This window comes from Candidatus Pelagibacter sp. RS39 (genome assembly GCF_002101315.1).
Classification (GTDB): domain Bacteria; phylum Pseudomonadota; class Alphaproteobacteria; order Pelagibacterales; family Pelagibacteraceae; genus Pelagibacter.
In genome coordinates this window covers 614918-633643 of record NZ_CP020777.1, presented here as the reverse complement: position 1 = coordinate 633643, position 18726 = coordinate 614918, and the positions used below count along the sequence as shown (strand labels likewise).

Annotated in this window: 19 protein-coding genes; 7 read left to right on the top strand and 12 right to left on the bottom strand. The window is 30.4% G+C overall.

The window, feature by feature from the left end; genetic code table 11:
• Positions 1–28 precede the first annotated feature (28 nt).
• Complete coding sequence (locus B5L73_RS03360; protein ID WP_085147820.1) at positions 29–346, top strand: HesB/IscA family protein; 318 nt, start codon at positions 29–31, stop codon at positions 344–346.
• Positions 346–1122, top strand: a complete 777-nt coding sequence (gene xth / locus B5L73_RS03355; RefSeq protein ID WP_085147814.1) for an exodeoxyribonuclease III — start codon at positions 346–348, stop codon at positions 1120–1122. Before B5L73_RS03360 ends, xth begins: the two co-directional genes overlap by 1 nt.
• On the opposite strand, the gene B5L73_RS03350 is transcribed toward xth, so the two are convergent.
• The gene (locus B5L73_RS03350; RefSeq protein WP_085147812.1) at positions 1114–2112 is read right to left on the bottom strand and encodes an Ldh family oxidoreductase; all 999 of its coding nucleotides are present in this window, start codon (positions 2110–2112) and stop codon (positions 1114–1116) included. The two genes, xth and B5L73_RS03350, sit on opposite strands and share 9 nt — an antisense overlap.
• A 42-nt stretch (positions 2113–2154) precedes the next feature.
• Entirely contained in the window at positions 2155–3204 is a 1050-nt protein-coding gene (locus tag B5L73_RS03345) for a zinc ABC transporter substrate-binding protein (protein WP_085147810.1), read from the bottom strand.
• Positions 3205–3274: 70 nt separating this feature from the next.
• On the opposite strand from B5L73_RS03345, the gene B5L73_RS03340 reads away from it, so the two are divergent.
• The 5 genes from B5L73_RS03340 to B5L73_RS03320 are packed head-to-tail and all read left to right on the top strand — an operon-like array spanning position 3275 to position 5873.
• Positions 3275–4021, top strand: coding sequence for an ATP-binding cassette domain-containing protein (locus B5L73_RS03340; RefSeq protein WP_085147808.1), 747 nt, complete (start codon positions 3275–3277; stop codon positions 4019–4021).
• Positions 4022–4825: a metal ABC transporter permease gene (locus B5L73_RS03335; RefSeq protein ID WP_085147806.1), complete on the top strand. Its 804-nt coding sequence runs from the start codon at positions 4022–4024 to the stop codon at positions 4823–4825.
• Between the two features lie 24 nt (positions 4826–4849).
• Positions 4850–5239, top strand: a complete 390-nt coding sequence (locus B5L73_RS03330) for a Fur family transcriptional regulator (protein ID WP_085147804.1) — start codon at positions 4850–4852, stop codon at positions 5237–5239.
• 13 nt (positions 5240–5252) lie between these two features.
• Entirely contained in the window at positions 5253–5591 is a 339-nt protein-coding gene (locus B5L73_RS03325; protein WP_232309637.1) for a hypothetical protein, read from the top strand.
• 60 nt (positions 5592–5651) lie between these two features.
• Positions 5652–5873, top strand: a complete 222-nt coding sequence (locus B5L73_RS03320; RefSeq protein WP_085147802.1) for a DUF6552 family protein — start codon at positions 5652–5654, stop codon at positions 5871–5873.
• Here B5L73_RS03320 and phoB read toward each other — a convergent pair.
• The 10 genes from phoB to B5L73_RS03270 form a co-directional block, all read right to left on the bottom strand.
• The gene (phoB, locus tag B5L73_RS03315) at positions 5870–6550 is read right to left on the bottom strand and encodes a phosphate regulon transcriptional regulator PhoB (protein ID WP_085147800.1); all 681 of its coding nucleotides are present in this window, start codon (positions 6548–6550) and stop codon (positions 5870–5872) included. The two genes, B5L73_RS03320 and phoB, sit on opposite strands and share 4 nt — an antisense overlap.
• A gap of 4 nt (positions 6551–6554) precedes the next feature.
• Entirely contained in the window at positions 6555–7247 is a 693-nt protein-coding gene (gene phoU / locus B5L73_RS03310) for a phosphate signaling complex protein PhoU (protein WP_085147798.1), read from the bottom strand.
• Between the two features lie 3 nt (positions 7248–7250).
• Complete coding sequence (pstB, locus tag B5L73_RS03305) at positions 7251–8012, bottom strand: phosphate ABC transporter ATP-binding protein PstB (protein WP_085147796.1); 762 nt, start codon at positions 8010–8012, stop codon at positions 7251–7253.
• The gene (gene pstA / locus B5L73_RS03300; RefSeq protein WP_085147794.1) at positions 8013–9275 is read right to left on the bottom strand and encodes a phosphate ABC transporter permease PstA; all 1263 of its coding nucleotides are present in this window, start codon (positions 9273–9275) and stop codon (positions 8013–8015) included.
• Positions 9268–10671 (bottom strand): phosphate ABC transporter permease subunit PstC, encoded by a 1404-nt coding sequence (gene pstC / locus B5L73_RS03295; RefSeq protein WP_085147792.1) that lies wholly within the window; start codon positions 10669–10671, stop codon positions 9268–9270. The genes pstA and pstC overlap by 8 nt, the downstream gene beginning before the upstream one ends.
• Positions 10672–10783: 112 nt before the next feature.
• Positions 10784–11812 (bottom strand): substrate-binding domain-containing protein, encoded by a 1029-nt coding sequence (locus B5L73_RS03290; protein WP_085147790.1) that lies wholly within the window; start codon positions 11810–11812, stop codon positions 10784–10786.
• A gap of 108 nt (positions 11813–11920) precedes the next feature.
• A complete protein-coding gene (locus tag B5L73_RS03285) occupies positions 11921–13078 on the bottom strand; it encodes a sensor histidine kinase (protein WP_085147788.1) in 1158 nt (385 codons plus the stop codon).
• Positions 13079–13081: 3 nt separating this feature from the next.
• Positions 13082–14272: a sugar phosphate nucleotidyltransferase gene (locus tag B5L73_RS03280; protein ID WP_085147786.1), complete on the bottom strand. Its 1191-nt coding sequence runs from the start codon at positions 14270–14272 to the stop codon at positions 13082–13084.
• Positions 14272–15990, bottom strand: a complete 1719-nt coding sequence (gene ilvD / locus B5L73_RS03275; protein WP_085147784.1) for a dihydroxy-acid dehydratase — start codon at positions 15988–15990, stop codon at positions 14272–14274. The genes B5L73_RS03280 and ilvD overlap by 1 nt, the downstream gene beginning before the upstream one ends.
• A complete protein-coding gene (locus B5L73_RS03270) occupies positions 15990–18614 on the bottom strand; it encodes a valine--tRNA ligase (RefSeq protein WP_085147782.1) in 2625 nt (874 codons plus the stop codon). The genes ilvD and B5L73_RS03270 overlap by 1 nt, the downstream gene beginning before the upstream one ends.
• Positions 18615–18726: the final 112 nt, after the last annotated feature.

Here is an 18726-nt window from a genome sequence, read left to right as displayed (position 1 = left end):
ATTATATTAGTAATACCAGTGATCAATAATGATTAAAGAAATTAAATTTACTGATAAGGCTCTAAAACAGATCAATGTTTTGCTGTCTAAAAAAGACAAAGGGTCATTTTTTAGAATCGCTATCAAAGGCGGTGGTTGCTCAGGCTTTCAATATGAATTTACTTTTGACAAAGAAAAAGCAGCCGATGATTTAAATTATGAAAATATATTGATAGATAAAACGTCTGCAGATTTATTAAAAGGATCAGAAATTGACTATGTTTCAGAATTAATCGGCGAACAATTCAAAATAACTAATCCACAAACCAAATCTTCTTGTGGTTGTGGTGTTTCGTTTTCTCTTTAATGATTATTTCCTCGTGGAATGTAAATTCTGTACGAGCACGAATTGAAAATATTAAGAGTTATCTTCTAAAATACAAACCTGATGTTGTGATGATGCAAGAAATTAAAACTGAGGATGTAAACTTTCCTTATGACGATTTTTCTTCAATGGACTATGAGAGTCATGTATTTGGTCAAAAAAGTTACAATGGTGTTGCTATTATCTCAAAAGGAAAATTAAAAAATATCAGAACAGATTTAATCAAAGATAAGCTTAAACAATCAAGAATAATCTCAGCTGAACTTGAATACAAAAAGAAAAATATTCAATTAATTAATATCTATACGCCAAATGGTAATCCTGTTGATACTGAAAAATATGATTATAAAAAAAAATGGCTTGATGATTTAATTAAACAATTAAAAGCTTTAACTAAAAAAAATCAAAATATAATTCTTGGTGGTGATTTTAATATTATTCCTGCAGCTGAGGATGTCTATAATCCAAAAAGCTTTGAAGACGATGCTCTATTTAGATTGGAAATAAGAAAAAAATTAAGAGAAATGATTAATCTAGGTTTTAATGATGTTTACCGACATTTTAATGAAACTAAAGAAGGATATACTTTTTGGGATTATATGAGAGGTGCATGGCAGAAAAATAATGGTATGAGAATTGATCACTTTTTAGTTTCAAATTCTTTAATAGACCAAGTTAAAGCTATTAATATTAATAAAGATCCAAGAGGCCGTGAAAAACCATCGGACCATACACCAATAGAAATTACTTTAGCTTAAAGATTTAATTTTTTTAACCAGCTCTTCATTGATAAGACGAGGGCCCTTATCTAATCTATTTTTATGTCTTCTTTCCCCTGGAAGTCTAACTCCTTCAAATGATTTCATTTTATTAAAAAATTCATCAGCGTGTTTCTGCCAATCGGTTCCTGAAGTTTTATCAGGTGAAATTGCAAGAATAAATTCTCCACCACTAGGAGGTCCACCATCATTATTATCTTTTGCAGCTGTCTCAAAGCTAAAATTATCGCCAACTAATGCGCCAGCCATTAGTTCTACCATCATTGCTATTGCGGAACCTTTATATCCACCAAAAGGAAGTAGTACACCACCATCAGCTATTGCTCCTGGATCAGTTGTTTCTTTACCATCTTTAGTTAAACCAGTTCCAAGTGGAACTTTATGCCCTTCTCTTTTAGCAACTTGAACTTCACCCATTGCCATTGATGCAGTTGCCATATCGTAAACTACAGGAGTTTTTCCTGGTCGTGGCCATGCAAAAGAAATTGGATTTGTTCCAAACAAAGGTTTGATAGCTCCAGCAGGTGCTACAGCAGGCTTGTATGATGTGCAAGCAAAGGCAACTAAACCCTCCTCTGCCAGTTTTTCTGTCTCCGGCCACATCGCCGCCATATGATGTGAATTATTTATAGCAAGCACAGCCACACCATTTTCTTTTGCTGCTTTTGCTAATTCAGGTAACCCTTTATTCAAAACTACAGGGGCTAAACAGTTATTGCCTTGAACTTTTATTACTGATGAAGAAATCTTTTTTACTTCAGGTTTTCCTTTACCATTAATTTTTCCGCTTTTTAAACCACTTACATATGCAGGTAACCTAAACAAACCATGAGATAAAGATCCATCTCTTTCAGCATTTCTTATTAAATCAGAAAGAATAGATGCTGTTTCATCATCACAACCATTAGCTAGTAAAGTCTTTTTAGCTAAATCAAAAATTTCATCTAATGTAAGGGAAACTGTACTCATCCCATTATTAGATATTATTAATGGTTAAATATCAATTTTTATTTAACAGCCTTTAAAAGATTTAGACATATTGCCAATTAAATCGAAGTATAAATCTTTGCCAGGGTTAAGTGTTGCTCCTAAGGGATCTATTACGCCTGTTGCAATATTAGTATCTTTTGCTACAGCTTTAATAATATCAGGATTAAATTGAGGCTCTGAGAAAATACAACTTACTTTGTCATGCTCAATTACTTCTCTAATTTTAGCTAATTGCTCAGCACCAGGCATGACATCTGTATTTACTGTAAATGCACCTAAAATATTAATTTCAAATCTTTTTTCAAAGTATTGATAAGCATCATGAAAAACTATTGATTTAAAATCTTTATTTAATTCCGATTTAACTTTTTTAGTGAGTTTATCTAAGTCTTTATGAGCTTTTTCTAAATTTGTCATATATTTAGCCTCATTTTTTTTATCATTTTCAATTAAATGTTCTGCCATCTCACTTAAAATTATTTTTGCATTCATTGGATCTAGCCAAATATGTGGATCATGTTCACCATGTGCATGCTCATCATGTCCATGTTCATCCTCTTTATGACCATGTTCATCATCTTTATGACCATGTTCATCCTCTTTATGACCATGTTCATCCTCTTTATGACCATGTTCATCCTCTTTATGACCATGTTCATCATCTTTATGACCATGTTCATCATCTTTATGACCATGTTCATCAAAAATATTTCTTTCTCTAAATTTAAGTTTTGTTAACCCTTTAATTTCCATTAATTCAATTTTTTCAGCTTTTTTGACAATCGATTTTAATGGTTTTTCTAAAAAATTTTCTAAGTCCTCACCAACCCAAAATACTAAATCAGCTTCTTGCAACATTTTCGCATGAGTTGGCTTAAGTGCAAATCCATGAGGAGAAGCATAACCGTCTACTATTAAGTCTGGTTTTCCCACCCCATCCATTAAATAACTAGCTAGTGAGTGTATTGGTTTAATTGATGTAACTACTTTAATTTCTGCATTTGCGGGTACAAAAATAGTTAAGAATGATAATATTGATAAGATAAATGGTAATTTTTTTATATTTTTCATATGTTGTATAATTTAAATGTTATAATATAACACTATGTAATAATATAACATTTATAAGTCAAGGAATAATATGAGCTCAAATCAGAATATACTTGTGAAGTTAAATAGAGCTGGTTTTAGTCTAAATAATAAATGGCTTGTCAAAGGAGTATCACTACAAGTTGAAAAAGGAAAAATAGTTACTCTAATTGGTCCTAATGGATCAGGTAAAAGCACAACAGCTAAGATTGCACTAGGTATTTATAAAAAGATTGATGGTTCTGTAGAAAAATACACTAGTAAAGTTGGATACGTACCGCAAAAAATCTCAATTGATTGGACACTACCACTAAGAGTAAACGATTTCATGGTATTAACAGAAAGTATTAGTAATGAATTAATTGATGAGGCCTTGTCTTTAACTGGTGTTATTCATCTAAAAGATAAAAATTTAGGTGATTTGTCTGGCGGAGAGTTTCAAAGAGTATTACTTGCAAGAGCCATTTCAAAGAAACCTGAGTTATTAGTACTCGATGAACCAGTTCAAGGTGTGGATTTTACTGGTGAAATTGCTTTATACGAATTAATTAAAAAAATTTCTGATGAATTAAATTGTGGTATTTTATTAATTTCTCATGACTTACATACGGTAATGAGTGCTACAGATCATGTTGTTTGTTTGAATGGTCATGTATGTTGTTCAGGATCACCAATGGATGTAGCGAAAAATAATGAATACAAAGCTTTGTTTGGTGAACAGGCTTCACAAATTTTATCAAGATATGAACATAGACATGATCATGTTCATACAAGTGAAGGTGAAATAAAGAAAAATTAAATGCTAGATGATTTTTTTATAAGAGCTTTAATAGCAGGTATTGGAGTTGCCATAGTTACTGGACCTCTTGGATGTTTTGTTGTTTGGAGAAGATTATCCTATTTTGGAGATACTTTAGCTCACTCTGCATTACTTGGAGTAACACTGGCTTACTCAATGGAATTCAATATAGCATTTTCAGTATTTATTATTTCGTCCTTAATAGCTTTAACTTTAATACAACTTCAAAAAAGAACTAATCTTCCTGGTGATGCTTTGCTTGGTCTTTTAGCTCACTCATCACTCGCAATAGGTCTTGTGGTCATTGGTTTTTTATCTTTTATTAGATTTGATATTATGGGATTATTATTTGGAGATATATTAGCTGTTACAGTTAATGATCTATTAATAATATGGATTGGAGGAGCATTAATCCTCTTAGTTCTAAAATTAGTTTGGAAACCTTTGTTTGCATCAACGGTTAATTATGAATTGGCTGAAGCAGAAGGTTTAAATCCTGATCGTGCAAAAGCTATTTTTACTATTCTGATGGCAGCGATTATTGCTATTTCAATAAAGATGGTTGGTTTATTATTAATTACAGGAATGTTGATCATACCAGCTGCAATGGCTAGAAATATCTCTTCAAGCCCTCAGAAAATGGTAATGTATTCAATTATAGGTGGTTTGTTATCTGTGATTTTGGGATTATTTTCTTCACTAGAATTTAATACTGCATCTGGACCCTCAATTATAGCAGCATCTTTATTGCTATTTATTTTATCATTATTAAACATCAAACAATCGATTAAATTGAAAAATTAATGAGGAATCGGTAAACTAAACAATATGCACACTCTTTCAAAAAATCAGCGAATTATTTTCGATATAATTGATAAATCACCTGAACCAATGAAAGCCTATTCAATTCTTTTTAATGTTCAAAAAAAAGGAATTAAAGCTCCTTTACAAGTTTATAGAGCATTAGATAAGTTAGTTGAAATTGGAAAAATTCATAAAATTGAAAGTAGAAACGCGTTTATCGCATGTCAAAATTCGAGTTGTCAGGTGTCAAAAGCTACTGCTTTTTCTATATGTGAAAGTTGTGAAAAAGTAACAGAGATTAATAATTCTAGTCTCTCAAAATATCTATCAAATTTTAAAGATAAAGCTGGTATGAAATATAGTAAATATAATCTTGAATTTTTTGGTTTATGCAAAAAATGTATAGCCAAATAAATTTGAATTATTAATGATATTTTTTACTTTAAAGATCATACTTGCAGCGATAATAATAGCATTTGCCAGTTGGCTTTCAGGGCTAAGTCCAAAGCTTGCAGGTTTTATTATCGCCTTACCTCTTGTATCACTCATAGCTATAGCTTTTTCCTACTATGAGCATAATGATATAGAAAAAACAATTCTTTTTACTAAGAGCATACTGGTGGCGGTTCCTGTGAGTTATTTATTTTTTTTACCCTTCTTTTTTGCGAAATCATTTAATATGAATTTCTTCCTAATTTATGGCACAGGCCTAGGATTTTTAATTGTTGGTTTCTTTATTCATAAATATATAACAAATTTTCTCTAATACTGTTACATCTTAATAAATTTGTTACATTAATTTAATAATTAATAAGAAGGAGAAAATATGTTTATAAAAAAATATCTAAAGTGGATTAGTACATTCTTAGTTTTAGTAGGTATACTTCTTACAAATTTAAATATATATCCATTAAATATATATTTTCATGGATTAGGAGTTGTTGGATGGACTATAGCTGGATTTATTAGCAAAGATAAAGCAATACTAACTAATTTTGGATTACAAATACCATTGTTCTTAGTAGGGATTTATAAAATAATTATTTAAATTAAAGAATAACCTGAGGCTCTAACTGTTCGAATTAACTCTTTTTTACCCTCAATATTGATTGATTGTCTTAGTCTTCTTATATGAACGTCAATGGTTCTACTTTCTACATTTACATTATTAGGCCAAACAGTTTCTAAAATTTGATCTCGTGAATAAACTCTTTTGGGATTTGTTAAGAAAAATTCTAATAATCTAAATTCTGTAGGGCCAAGTTGAATTTCTTTATCTGATCTAAAAACTCTTTTTTCTATTCTATCTAATTTTAAATCTTCAAATATTAATACATTTGCAACAACTTTAGGATCAGATCTTCTTAGAACAGCTTTTATTCGAGCAGAAAGCTCATTAAAACTGAATGGTTTTGTAACATAATCATCTACACCACTTTCAAGGCCTTTTACCTTGTCTTCTTCCTCACCTTTGGCTGTAAGCATAATGATAGGAAGGCTCTTAAAACTACTGTCTCTTCTAATATTTTTACAGATATCTATCCCTGATAAATCTGGTAGCATCCAATCTAATAAGAGAAGATTAGGTTCAAATTTTTTTAACTCTTTTAAACCTTCATTTCCATTTAATGATGAAGAGACAACAAAACCTTCTTTTTCTAGATTATGTTGGACTAATTGAACTATTGAAGCTTCATCTTCAATAATAAAAATTTTTCCTTTCATCAAATTATTCTTGGATTACTTTACCCTTTGGTCTACTACCTTTTAAATATTCACCCTTTACTAAATAACATACTGTTTCAGCGATATTCGTTATATGATCGCCTGCTCTTTCCAAGTTTTTTGTAGCAAAAATTAAATGCGTTGAAAAATCTAAGTTTTTTTTATCTTTAGATAAAAAATCTATTACACTTTCCATTGCGATATAAGTTAAGTCATCAACTTGTTCATCTTTTTCCCAAACTTCTTTAGCTTTATCAAAGTTTTTGTTCACATAACTATCAAGAACATCAGTTAATTGTTTCATAACAAGCTCTCCAAGTCTTTTCAAATTTCCTAATAACTCATCAGGTAAATCTAGTGGTAAAGGTTTAACTTTTTTCGCATTACTCTTTGAAAGATCTCCTATTCTTTCTAAATCTTGAGAGATTTTTAATGAACTTATGGTTTCTCTTAAATCAATTGCCATAGGTGCTCTTTTAACTAGTAAATTCATTATTTGAGTATCTATTTTAGATCTAAATTTGTTAATTTCTTCATCACTTTTAATAATTTTATCAATTGAGTCCTTATCAACTTTAATCACCGCATCCATTGCATCACTTAATTGTGACTCGGTTAAGCTACCCATTTTAATTAACGAGTCTTTAAGGAATTGAAGTTCTTCTTCGTAAGACTTTACTGTATGTTCATTGCTCATAATTTATCCAAATCTACCTGTAATATAGTCTTGTGTCATTTTATTGTCAGGATTTTTAAAAATTTTCTCAGTTTTTCCAACTTCAATTAACTTTCCTAGGTGAAAAAACCCTGTTTTTTGTGAAACACGTACAGCCTGAGCCATTGAGTGTGTTACTATAACAATCGTATAAGTTTTTTTTAATTCATCAATTAATTCCTCAATTTTTGCAGTAGCAATTGGGTCTAATGCTGAACATGGTTCATCCATTAAGATCACTTCAGGATTAACAGATATAGCTCTCGCTATACAAAGTCTTTGTTGCTGCCCTCCAGATAAACTTGTGCCTGGTTCATCAAGTCTATCTTTAACTTCTTCCCATAATGCAGATTTTTTTAAACTATTTTCAACAATTTGATCTAATTCGCTTTTGGTTTCACCTTTTCCATGAATTTTAGGACCATACGAAATATTATCATATATACTTTTTGGAAAAGGATTTGGCTTTTGAAAAACCATTCCAACTCTTTCTCTCAATGAAACAACGTCTAAATCTTTATCATTAATATTCATACCATCCATTTCGATATTTCCAGTAACTTTACAAATATCAATAACATCATTCATTCTATTAATGCATCTTATGAAAGTTGATTTACCACATCCTGATGGACCAATTAATGCAGTTACCTCTTTTTCATTCAAATCTAAATTCACATCAAATAATGCTTGTTTATCACCATAATAAACATTCAAGTTTTTTGATTTTATTTTAATGTTGCTCATTTAGTTCCATCGTTTTTCAAATTTTTGTCTCAAGTAAACTGCAATAAAATTCATTACAATTAAAAAGCTTAAAAGCATCATAATAGTTGCTGAGGTTTTTTCAACAAAACCTCTTTCTGCAGACTCAGACCATAAATACACTTGAACAGGCAAAGAAGATGATGGATCAACTGGACTTGACGGTATATCAACAACAAATGCTACCATTCCAATTAATATAAGTGGTGCTGTTTCACCTAATGCTTGAGCTAATCCGATTATAGTTCCTGACAAAGTGCCAGGTAGTGCTAACGGTACTACATGATGAAAAACAGATTGAAATTTAGATGCACCAACTGCTAGAGCGCCCTCTCTTATTGAAGGTGGAACAGCTTTTAATGAAGCTCTACATGGAATAATAATTCTTGGTAAAGTCATTAGCGCTAAAGTTATTCCAGCAACTAATGGTGTTGATCTCGGTAATTGGATAGTTGCAAGCAAAATTTGTAAAGCAAGCAAACCGTAAACAATAGATGGCACTGCTGCTAAATTATTTATATTAATTTCAATAAAATCTGTAATTTTATTTTTTGGAGCGAACTCTTCCAAGTAAATCGACGCTAGAACAGCCACTGGAAAAGCTAGTAATAAACAAATTAAAATACTATAAAATGATCCAACTAAAGCTCCACCTATACCTGCTAATTCTGGATCTCTAGAGTCACCATTGTTAAAAAAATAATTGTTAAAATTTTTACTTATCTTTTTATTTTCAACAAAATAATCATAAATAACTAATTGAAAGTCAGAAATTCTTCTTCTTTCTTCGGGTAAATCTCTTGGATAATTACCTTTATGTAATTGGTCAATGTCATCAGAAGCTGTTAAATCTAATGTGATTGTTTTACCTATTAAGTTATTATCATTTAAAAAAGCTTTTTTAATCTCAATTTCAGCGTCACCACTAAATAATTTTAATAATTCATCTTCCTCATCTCTATCTTTTGCTGGATAAGCCTTTATCAAATTTTCGATCATTATATCGTAAAAATCAGCTTCAATTATTTCTTCTTGGGATGCACCGTTTTGAATTTCTAGTAATTCTTGATCAAAGAAAACTTCAGTGGTAATTACTGTTTTTTTAAAGGCTGAACTTCCTTTTGAGAAAATATTTTGAACTAGAATAACAACAAACAACAAGGCAACAAAGATAGATGTTAATCCGTAAAATCTAAATCTTTTTTCTGCTCGATGTCTTTTTTTTAATCTTTCTTCTTTAGTCATACTTCTCTCTATATTTTTTGACTGCTCTTTGAGCGATATAATTCAATATTAATGTTGCTATAAATAATGTAAGTCCTAAAGCAAAAGCAGATTGAGTTTTCGGACTATCAAATTCTTGGTCACCAACAAGTATCATTACAATTTGAGTTGTGATTGTTGTAGTAGACTCTAAAGGATTAATTGTAAGATTTGCAGCAAGGCCAGCTGCCATGACAACTATCATTGTTTCACCTATCGCTCTTGATACTGCCAATAGAACTGATCCTATTATCCCTGGAAGAGCCGCAGGTATCACGACTTGTTTAATTGTTTCTGATTTAGTGGCTCCTACAGCATATGAACCGTCTCTTAATGATTGTGGTACAGAATTAATTACGTCATCAGATAAAGATGAAACATAAGGAATAATCATTATTCCCATAATTAATCCTGCAGCTAAAGCACTTTCAGATGAAACAGTTAATCCTAAATTTTCACCAACTTGTCTAAAAAAAGGTCCAACAGTTAATGCAGCAAAGAAACCATAAACTACAGTTGGTATTCCTGCTAAAATTTCAATAATTGGTTTTGAAATTCTTCTTACTTTAATTGAAGCATATTCAGCCATGTAAATTCCTGAAAATAGACCAATAGGAACAGCTACTAACATTGCAATAAAAGCTATGAAAGATGTTCCTGCAATTAATGGAATAAAGCCAAAAGCATCTTTTAATTCTTCAAATTCAGCTGCAGTTATTGAGGAGGCATCTCTAACAAAGGCTCTTTGAGGACTCCAATTTGTACCAAATAAATAATCGAAAACATTAATGACTGAAAAAAACTTTATACTTTCAAAAAGTAGTGAAAATATTATTCCGAGAGTAGTTAAAATTGCTATTAAGGAAGATACAAACAATAAACCTTTTAATATAATTTCCACATCGTCTCTAGCTTTATTGTTATTCTTTATTTTTTTTAAAGAGTAAATAACAGAAGCTATAATTATACCAAAAATTAAAACTACTTTTGAATTTGTAAAAAGATTTATAAATTTTGCATACGCAAGAGCGCTTTCTCTCAATATACTGTCTATATCTCCAAAATATGTACCTAAATGAATAGCTTTAATTTTTTCATATATTAAATTTGCTTCATTTTTATCGCTAAAAATTGCACCTTGATTTGCAGCTGTTTCAATAATTATAGATTTAATAATTACAGGTTCAAATAATGACCAGACTAATAAAAATACTAATGCTGGTATTGAACACCATAAAACAAGATAGTAACCATAAAATTTTGGTAGAGCATTTAATTTGATATTATCTTTTATAGAAATGGTTTTAGTTTTTGATTTTCCATAGAAAAACAAAGAGACAGAAAATATAGTGATTAAAAATATTAGAACGATGTTCATTCGCCTTGAGTGATATATTTTTAATGTTACAGAAATATTACAAATTAAATCTAAGATTGAATCAAAAAAAAAGGCCAGTTATTACTGGCCTTTTTTTGGGGATAAATGAAACTTATTTTAACTTGATTGTATTCAGATCTACTGCAGCAGTTCTAGTAACTTTGTATTTATCTGAAGCTAAAGGAACAAGTCCTATTTCAGCTAAATAACCTCTGTTACTCATTGCTTTTTTTGAGGTAAATTCTTTGAGAAACTCTTTAATGCCTGGAATTACTCCAATGTGAGCTTTTTTTACATAAAAGAACAATGGTCTTGCAATTGGATAAGAATAGTCCTGGATACCTTCTAATGATGGCTGAACACCATTAATAGATGATGCTTTGATTTTATCCTTGTTGGCAACTAAGTAACTATAACCAAAAAAGCCAAATGCATCAGGATTAGATGATAGTTTTTGTACAATTAAAGTATCATTTTCGCCAGCCTCAACAGCGTATCCATCTTCTCTAATTTTAGCACATTCTTTTTTAGCTTTTTTACCTCCAGCATCATAAAGAGATTTGGCTGTTTTAGTGCATCCTTTAACCATAACTAATGAATTCCATGCATCTCTAGTACCTGATGTTGGGGGTGCAACTAATATTTCAATCTTTTTATTTGGAAGACTGGAGTCTATATCACTCCAATTTTTATATGGATTTTCAACAAGTTTTCCATCAATGTCTACTTTAGATGCTAAAGCTCTCCATAATTGTTCTTTTGTAAAATCTGCATCTGGAGCATTCACTGAGTGTGCAAATGAAATACCGTCATTGCCTATTACTATTTCAATAATTTCAGCAACTCCGTTTTTCTCACATAAAGCTTTTTCTTTAGTTTTAATTGCTCTTGATGCATTTGTTATATCAGGATGATTTGCTCCTACACCTGCGCAGAACAATTTCATTCCTCCACCAGTACCTGTACTTTCGATTACTGGTGTCTTGAATTTTCCACCTTTACCAAACTTTTCAGCTACAACTGTAGCATATGGGTAAACAGTAGAAGAACCTACAATTTTTATTTGATCTCTTGCGTGACTAGTTGTTGTAAAACTAAGTACTAAAAGAAACCCTAATAAAATTTTTACTAATCTATTCATTTTTCTCCTTTTTTAGATTCGTTATGCATCATCAATTAAATCTAAATCTTAAATATTTTATTAAAGGAAAGTTAAAGTTTTGTTACAAAGGCTAACTTTTTAGTTGAATTAAATTGAATTAAATTTCAAATCTATAGTAGTTCCTTGATTTTCCTCACTATTAATAATCATTTCGCCTCTATGTTGAGAAACAAGATGTTTAACAATGGCTAGTCCTAAGCCTGTTCCTCCAACACTTCGACTTTTGCTGGGATCAACAGTAAAAAATCTTTCGGTGATTCTATGAATAAATTCCTTAGGAATTCCTATGCCTTGATCTGATATAGAGACAATATTTAGATCACCCTCTTTTTTAGTGGCAATTTTAATTTCTTTGCCCTTCTCACTATATTTAATTGAATTATCAATAAGGTTAGTAAAAATTTCTATTAATTTATCCCGATCACCAATAATTTTAAAATTCTCAGTTTTTTGCAGATTTAAATTAATGTCATTTTTTTTAACAATGTTTTCATAAGTCTTAATCACATAGCTAAGGACATCAATTAAATCTATTTCGTGTGTAGGCCTTATATGTTCTTGAAGCTCAATCTTAGAAAGAGATAGCAAATCTCTTATTAAATTTTCCATTCTTTCAGATTGAGAGCTCATTACTGGTAATAAATTAGTAACTTCAGAATTCTTTTTTAAATCTGCATTATTTTCAAATGTCTCAAGTCCCATCTTAATAGATTGCAATGGTGTTCTAAGTTCGTGGGAAACATTTGCAACAAAGTCTGATTTTAATTGTTGAAATTTGTGAAATTCTGTTAAATCTCTCATAAAAAGCAAGCAAGATGGCTCATCAAAGAATAAATTATTATTATCTTGGTAAATTGTTACATTCATTCTAAGAACTGAAGGGTTTCGTAGTTCTATTTCAAGATCATTAGAATTTTCTCCATTGAAAGCTTTCTCAATTGAACTTAACAAGTCCGGATTTCTTAAAAATCCACTTATATTTTCATTCAACTTTGTTTGGAACCTTTTACTGGCTGAACTATTACTAAATATTATTTCCTTGGATTTGTTTAGAATTATGATTCCTTCTGGAATGTAATTTAGAAGATTATAAATAGTTTCTCTATATTTCTTACTTTCATCTTCATCTAACTTTTTATCTTCAATTTTAACTTCAGTATTAATATCCAAGACTCTTTCTTTTTTTAAAAGAAAAAATAATAAAATAGCTATTATGATTAACAAAACGAATGTTAAAAGTTCCATAAACTACTTTACTCTTCCGTATACATCCTGAAATCTTACAATATCTGTTTCTTTTAAAATTGAGCCTACTTGTGCTTCAATTATTTTGACTGGTTTTTTATATGGGTTTTCTATTCTATGGATTGCACCTAGTGGAATAAAAATTGTTTCATCAGGTTTCATAGTAAAATATTTTTTATTTAAAGTAATTTTTGGTTTACCATGAGTAACTACCCAGTGCTCAGCTCTATGATGATGTTTTTGAAGACTTAAAATACCTTTTGGTTTTACATATAGTTCTTTAATCAAAAATTCCTTACCATTAAATAGATTTACATAACTACCCCAAGGTCTATGAAATACATTCTTCTTTTTATAATAATGTCTTTTATTTCGTCCATACATCTTACAGATTTCTTTCCAAGAACCTAAATCAGACCATGGAATATCTAATTTGATCGCATTTATATCTTTAGTTTTTTCTAATATTGCATAGTCAAAAGACTTAGCTGTTGCTTTGGTGAATGCTTGTTTGTTTAAATAATACACATTACTTTTATATTTTGCTTTTGTTACAGCTTTGTTACAATTTCGGTAAATATTTGGTTGGTATTTCTTAAAGTTATCGATTATTGAATCTTTTCTCAAATAAAACATTCCAGAATTCCAATAACCTTTTTTACTAATTATTTGTTTAGCTTTAGCCGCTTTTGGTTTTTCTATAAATCTAGTTACTTTAGTATTTTTTGTTAAAAAATAGCCAAACTCACTTGAAGGGATTGTAGGCTTAATTCCAAAGATAAAGATATTATTATGAGTAAGTTTCTTTTGGTTTTTTTTTATAGCTTTATTAAATAAAGCAACCTTCTCTATCAAATGATCAGCAGCCAAGAACATTAAAGGTTGTTCGTTAGGTATATCCTTTATTAATGCCGTACTTAATATAGCTGGTGCGGTATTTCTTTTAGCTGGTTCTAAAACTATCTTGAATTTTCTTATTTTGTGTTTCTTTAGGTGTTGTTTTACTTGTTTTAAATATTTTGCATTAGTACTTATAATTGGAGCATCATATATAGATGCTTTAACTCTCTCTAAAGTTTTACCTAATAAAGTCCAGTTACCAAAGTCTATAAATTGTTTCGCTTGATGTTTTTTAGCTTTAGGCCAAAGTCTTGTGCCAGCTCCACCACATAAAATGACTGGGCGAATTTTCATTAAATTTTCGAGTAATCCTTAACTTCGTTTTTCTTACCTGGATGTGTTGGTGCTCCTAAATATGCAGGTCCTACAGTTTGTGCGTATTTCCAAAGAGTTCCTGATCCAAAATCAGATTTTCTAGCTTTCCATTTTCTTCTTCTTGAAGCTAATTGTGCTCTAGTTAATCGAACATTAATTGTTCCCTTCTTAGCATCAATATCAATAATATCTCCGTTACGTAATAGAGCGATCGGTCCACCTAATGCAGCCTCGGGTCCTACATGGCCTACACAAAATCCCCGAGTTGCTCCAGAGAATCTTCCATCAGTTATTAAAGCAACTTTTTCTCCTTTACCTTGACCATAAATTGCACCTGTTGTTGAAAGCATTTCTCTCATACCTGGTCCACCAACTGGTCCTTCATATCTAATAATAATTACATCACCATCTTTATATTTTCTGCTCTGAACTGCTTTCATTGCACTTTCTTCATTATCAAAACATCTTGCTCTTCCAGTAAATTGTAATTTTTTAAGTCCAGCAATTTTAACAATTCCTCCTTCAGGAGCTAAATTACCTTTTAAACCAACAACACCACCTGTCGGAGATAATGGATTTTTAAATGATCTCATTACTTTTTGTTTAGGATTAAATTTAATTCCCTTTAAATTTTCTTTCATTGTTTTACCTGTAACAGTCATACAATCTCCATGAATATAACCACCTTCATAAAGAGTTTTTAAAAGCATTGGTACTCCACCTGCTAACCACATATCTTTAGCAACATATTTTCCACCTGGTTTTAAGTCGGCAAGATAAGGAGTTCTTTTAAATATCTTTGCAACATCCATTAAATCAAATTTTATACCAGCTTCATTTGCTATTGCTGGTAAATGTAAACCTGCATTAGTTGATCCACCTGTTGCAGCAACAATTGTTGCAGCATTTTCTAAAGCCTTTCTTGTAACTATATCTCTTGGTTTAATTTTTTTAGCCAATAATTCCATAACCATTCGCCCACTTGCTTTTGCATACTTATCTCGTTCTTCGTACGGAGCTGGTGTTCCAGCTGAATAAGGTAGTGCTAGACCAATCGCTTCAGATACGCAGGCCATAGTGTTAGCAGTAAATTGTCCCCCACAAGCTCCTGCTGTTGGACATGCAACTAATTCTAATTTTCTTAATTCTTTTGCAGACATTTGTCCTGATGAATGTTTTCCAACCGCTTCAAAAACATCTACAACAGTCACATCTTTACCTTTGTATTTACCTGGTAGTATTGAACCACCATATATAAATACACTCGGAACGTTTAATCTAACCATCGACATCATCAAACCAGGTAAAGATTTATCACAACCTGCAATACCTACTAAAGCATCATAACAATGACCTCTTACAGTCAATTCAGCACTGTCAGCAATAACCTCTCTTGATATTAATGAGGATTTCATTCCCTCATGCCCCATAGCAATACCGTCAGTAACTGTAATTGTACAAAACTCTCTTGGTGTTCCACCTGATGCTCTTACACCCTTTTTAACAGACTGGGCTTGTCTCATTAAGGCTATATTACAAGGTGCCGCCTCATTCCATGTTGATACAACTCCTATAAAAGGTTTGGCAACATCTTTTTCTGTTTCTCCCATTGCATAATAAAAAGACCTATGAGGAGCTCTGTCGGGTCCTAAAGATGTATGTCTACTTGGTAATTTTTTCTTATTAAATTTCCGCATTATAAACTTTCAATTGTTAAAGATATTTTTTTGATATCATTTTTTAAGTTACTATAGTTAGTTTTTTCTTGTTCAACAATATTTTTTGGTGCCCTATCGACAAATCCTTTATTTGATAATCGTTGTGAAATCTTATTTAATTCATCTTGATATTTTGTTTGTCTTTTTAGTAAATTTTCTTTGATTAAACTTAAGTCAACATTTTCATCAAAATAAATCTTAAAAATGTCACCTGAAATTACAAGAGTTGCAGAGGGCCTATCTTGATCCTTTTCAAAAAAATTATTGATACGACCAAGTTTTTTTAAGATTATTTCGTTATTATCCATTAAAGATCGATTTTTTTTAGCTATCTTATTCATAGAAAGATCTACAAATGAACCTGGACTGACATTTAACTCATTTTTAAAAGATCTTATTTCTGAGATAATATTGATGATTTTCTCTACATCCTTTTGAGATTTATCTTTTTTAACTTTTCCTGATGGCCAATTTTTATACATAAGGAAATTCTTATTCGATTTATCAAGCTTATTTTTTAACCATATTTCCTCAGTGACAAATGGGATAAATGGATGAAGCATAATAAGTATTTGTTTAAATACATAAGCTGATACCTCTTTTACCTCTTTTTTTGATTTTTCATCATCTGAATATAGGATTGTCTTTGAAAGTTCGATATACCAGTCACAATATGAATGCCAAGCAAATTGATAAGCATTTTTGGCTGCCTCATCAAATCGATAGTCTTTAATATTTTTTTGAATTTTATCTTTTATTTCAATCAATTCAGAATAAATCCATTTATTGATATTTAAGCTAGTTTTAGGAACTTTATCAGTCTTATTAAAATCACAATTATTTGTGATTAAAAAATTATTTGCATTCCACAATTTATTTAAAAAGTTCCTATACCCTTTAACTCTATCTTCAGAAAGTTTTACATCAGTTCCAGGTGAAGCCATTGAAAGCAGAGTAAATCGTAATGCATCTGCACTATATTTTTCGATTAAGTCTAATGGATCAATTACATTGCCTTTAGATTTAGACATTTTTTGTCCTTTTTCATCTCTTACTAAAGCGTGAACATATATATCTTTGAAAGGTTCTTTATTAAGAAATTCCATTCCAAACATAATCATTCTTGCAACCCAGAAAAAAATTATATCAAAACCAGTTACTAAAACTGTGGTTGGATAAAACTTTTTTACGAAATCTTTTTTATCTGGCCATCCTAAAGTTGCAAACGGCCATAAACCAGAAGAAAACCAAGTATCTAATACGTCAGGATCCCTAACTAATTTTACATCTTTTTTGTAATGTTTCTTAGCTTGCTCGCTTGCTTCTTTTTCATTTAAAGCAACAAATATTTTATTGTCAGGTCCATACCATGCTGGGATTTGATGACCCCACCACAACTGTCTAGAGACACACCAAGGCTCAATATTATTCATCCATTGAAAATAAGTTTTAGACCAATTATTTGGAAAAAAATTTGTTTTTTTGGTTTTAACAATTTTTTTTGCTTTGATAGCTAATTTTTTTGCATCAACAAACCATTGCTCAGTTAAAAAAGGTTCGATAACAGAATTAGATCTATCTCCATAAGGAACTTTATTTTTTATATTTTCCTCTTTAACAAAATAATCTTTTTCTTTAAGTTCATTTAATATTTTTTTTCGGGCATCAAATCTATCCAAGCCTACATAATCCTTAGGTGCATTTTTATTTATTTTACCATCTTCAGTAAAAACATTTATTATTTCGAGTTTATTTCTCTGACCTACATCATAATCATTAAAATCATGTGCTGGGGTAATTTTTAGTGCTCCTGTACCTTGTTCTGGGTCCGCATAATTGTCTTTAATTATTTTAATTTTTCTACCTACAATAGGTATAGTGACTGTTTTGCCAACAAAACTTTTATATCTTTTATCTTTTGGATTTACTGCAATCGCTGTGTCCCCAAGCATAGTCTCAGGCCTAGTTGTAGCTATAGTAATAAATTCTGATGATTTATTTATTGGATACCTAATATAGTAAATCTTAGAGTTCATTTCTCTTTGATCTACTTCTAAATCTGAAATTGCAGTTTTTAATACTGTATCCCAATTTACTAATTTTTCTGCTTTGTAGATTAGTTTCTTTTTATGTAATTCAACAAATACCTTAATTACAGATTTAGATAAATTTTCATCCATAGTAAAAGCATTTCTGGACCAATCACATGAACAACCTAGTTTTTTTAATTGATTGATAATTATATCACCATACTGATTTTTCCAATCCCAAACCTTTTCAATAAATTTTTCTCTTCCTAATGTATTTTTATTTTGATTTTCTTTTTCAAGTTTTCTTTCAACAAGTGCCTGAGTTGCAATACCAGCATGATCTGTACCTGGTTGCCATAAAGTTTCATAATTATTCATTCTGTAATATCGAACTAGCATGTCTTGAATTGAATTATTTAAAGCATGTCCCATATGTAAACTTCCTGTTACATTTGGTGGCGGAATTACGACTGAAAATTTTTTAGAGTTTTTTTGAGGTTTAAATAGTTTATTTTTTTCCCAATACGAATAGATCTTATCTTCTACATTGGAATGTATATATTTATCGCTCATCTTGGATATAGTTAGTTTATAATTTATTAATCTAAATTAACAATAATCAAATTAAAACGTTATTTGATAGACTAATCTTAAAAATTTAATATAAAACTGATGTAGCTATCAT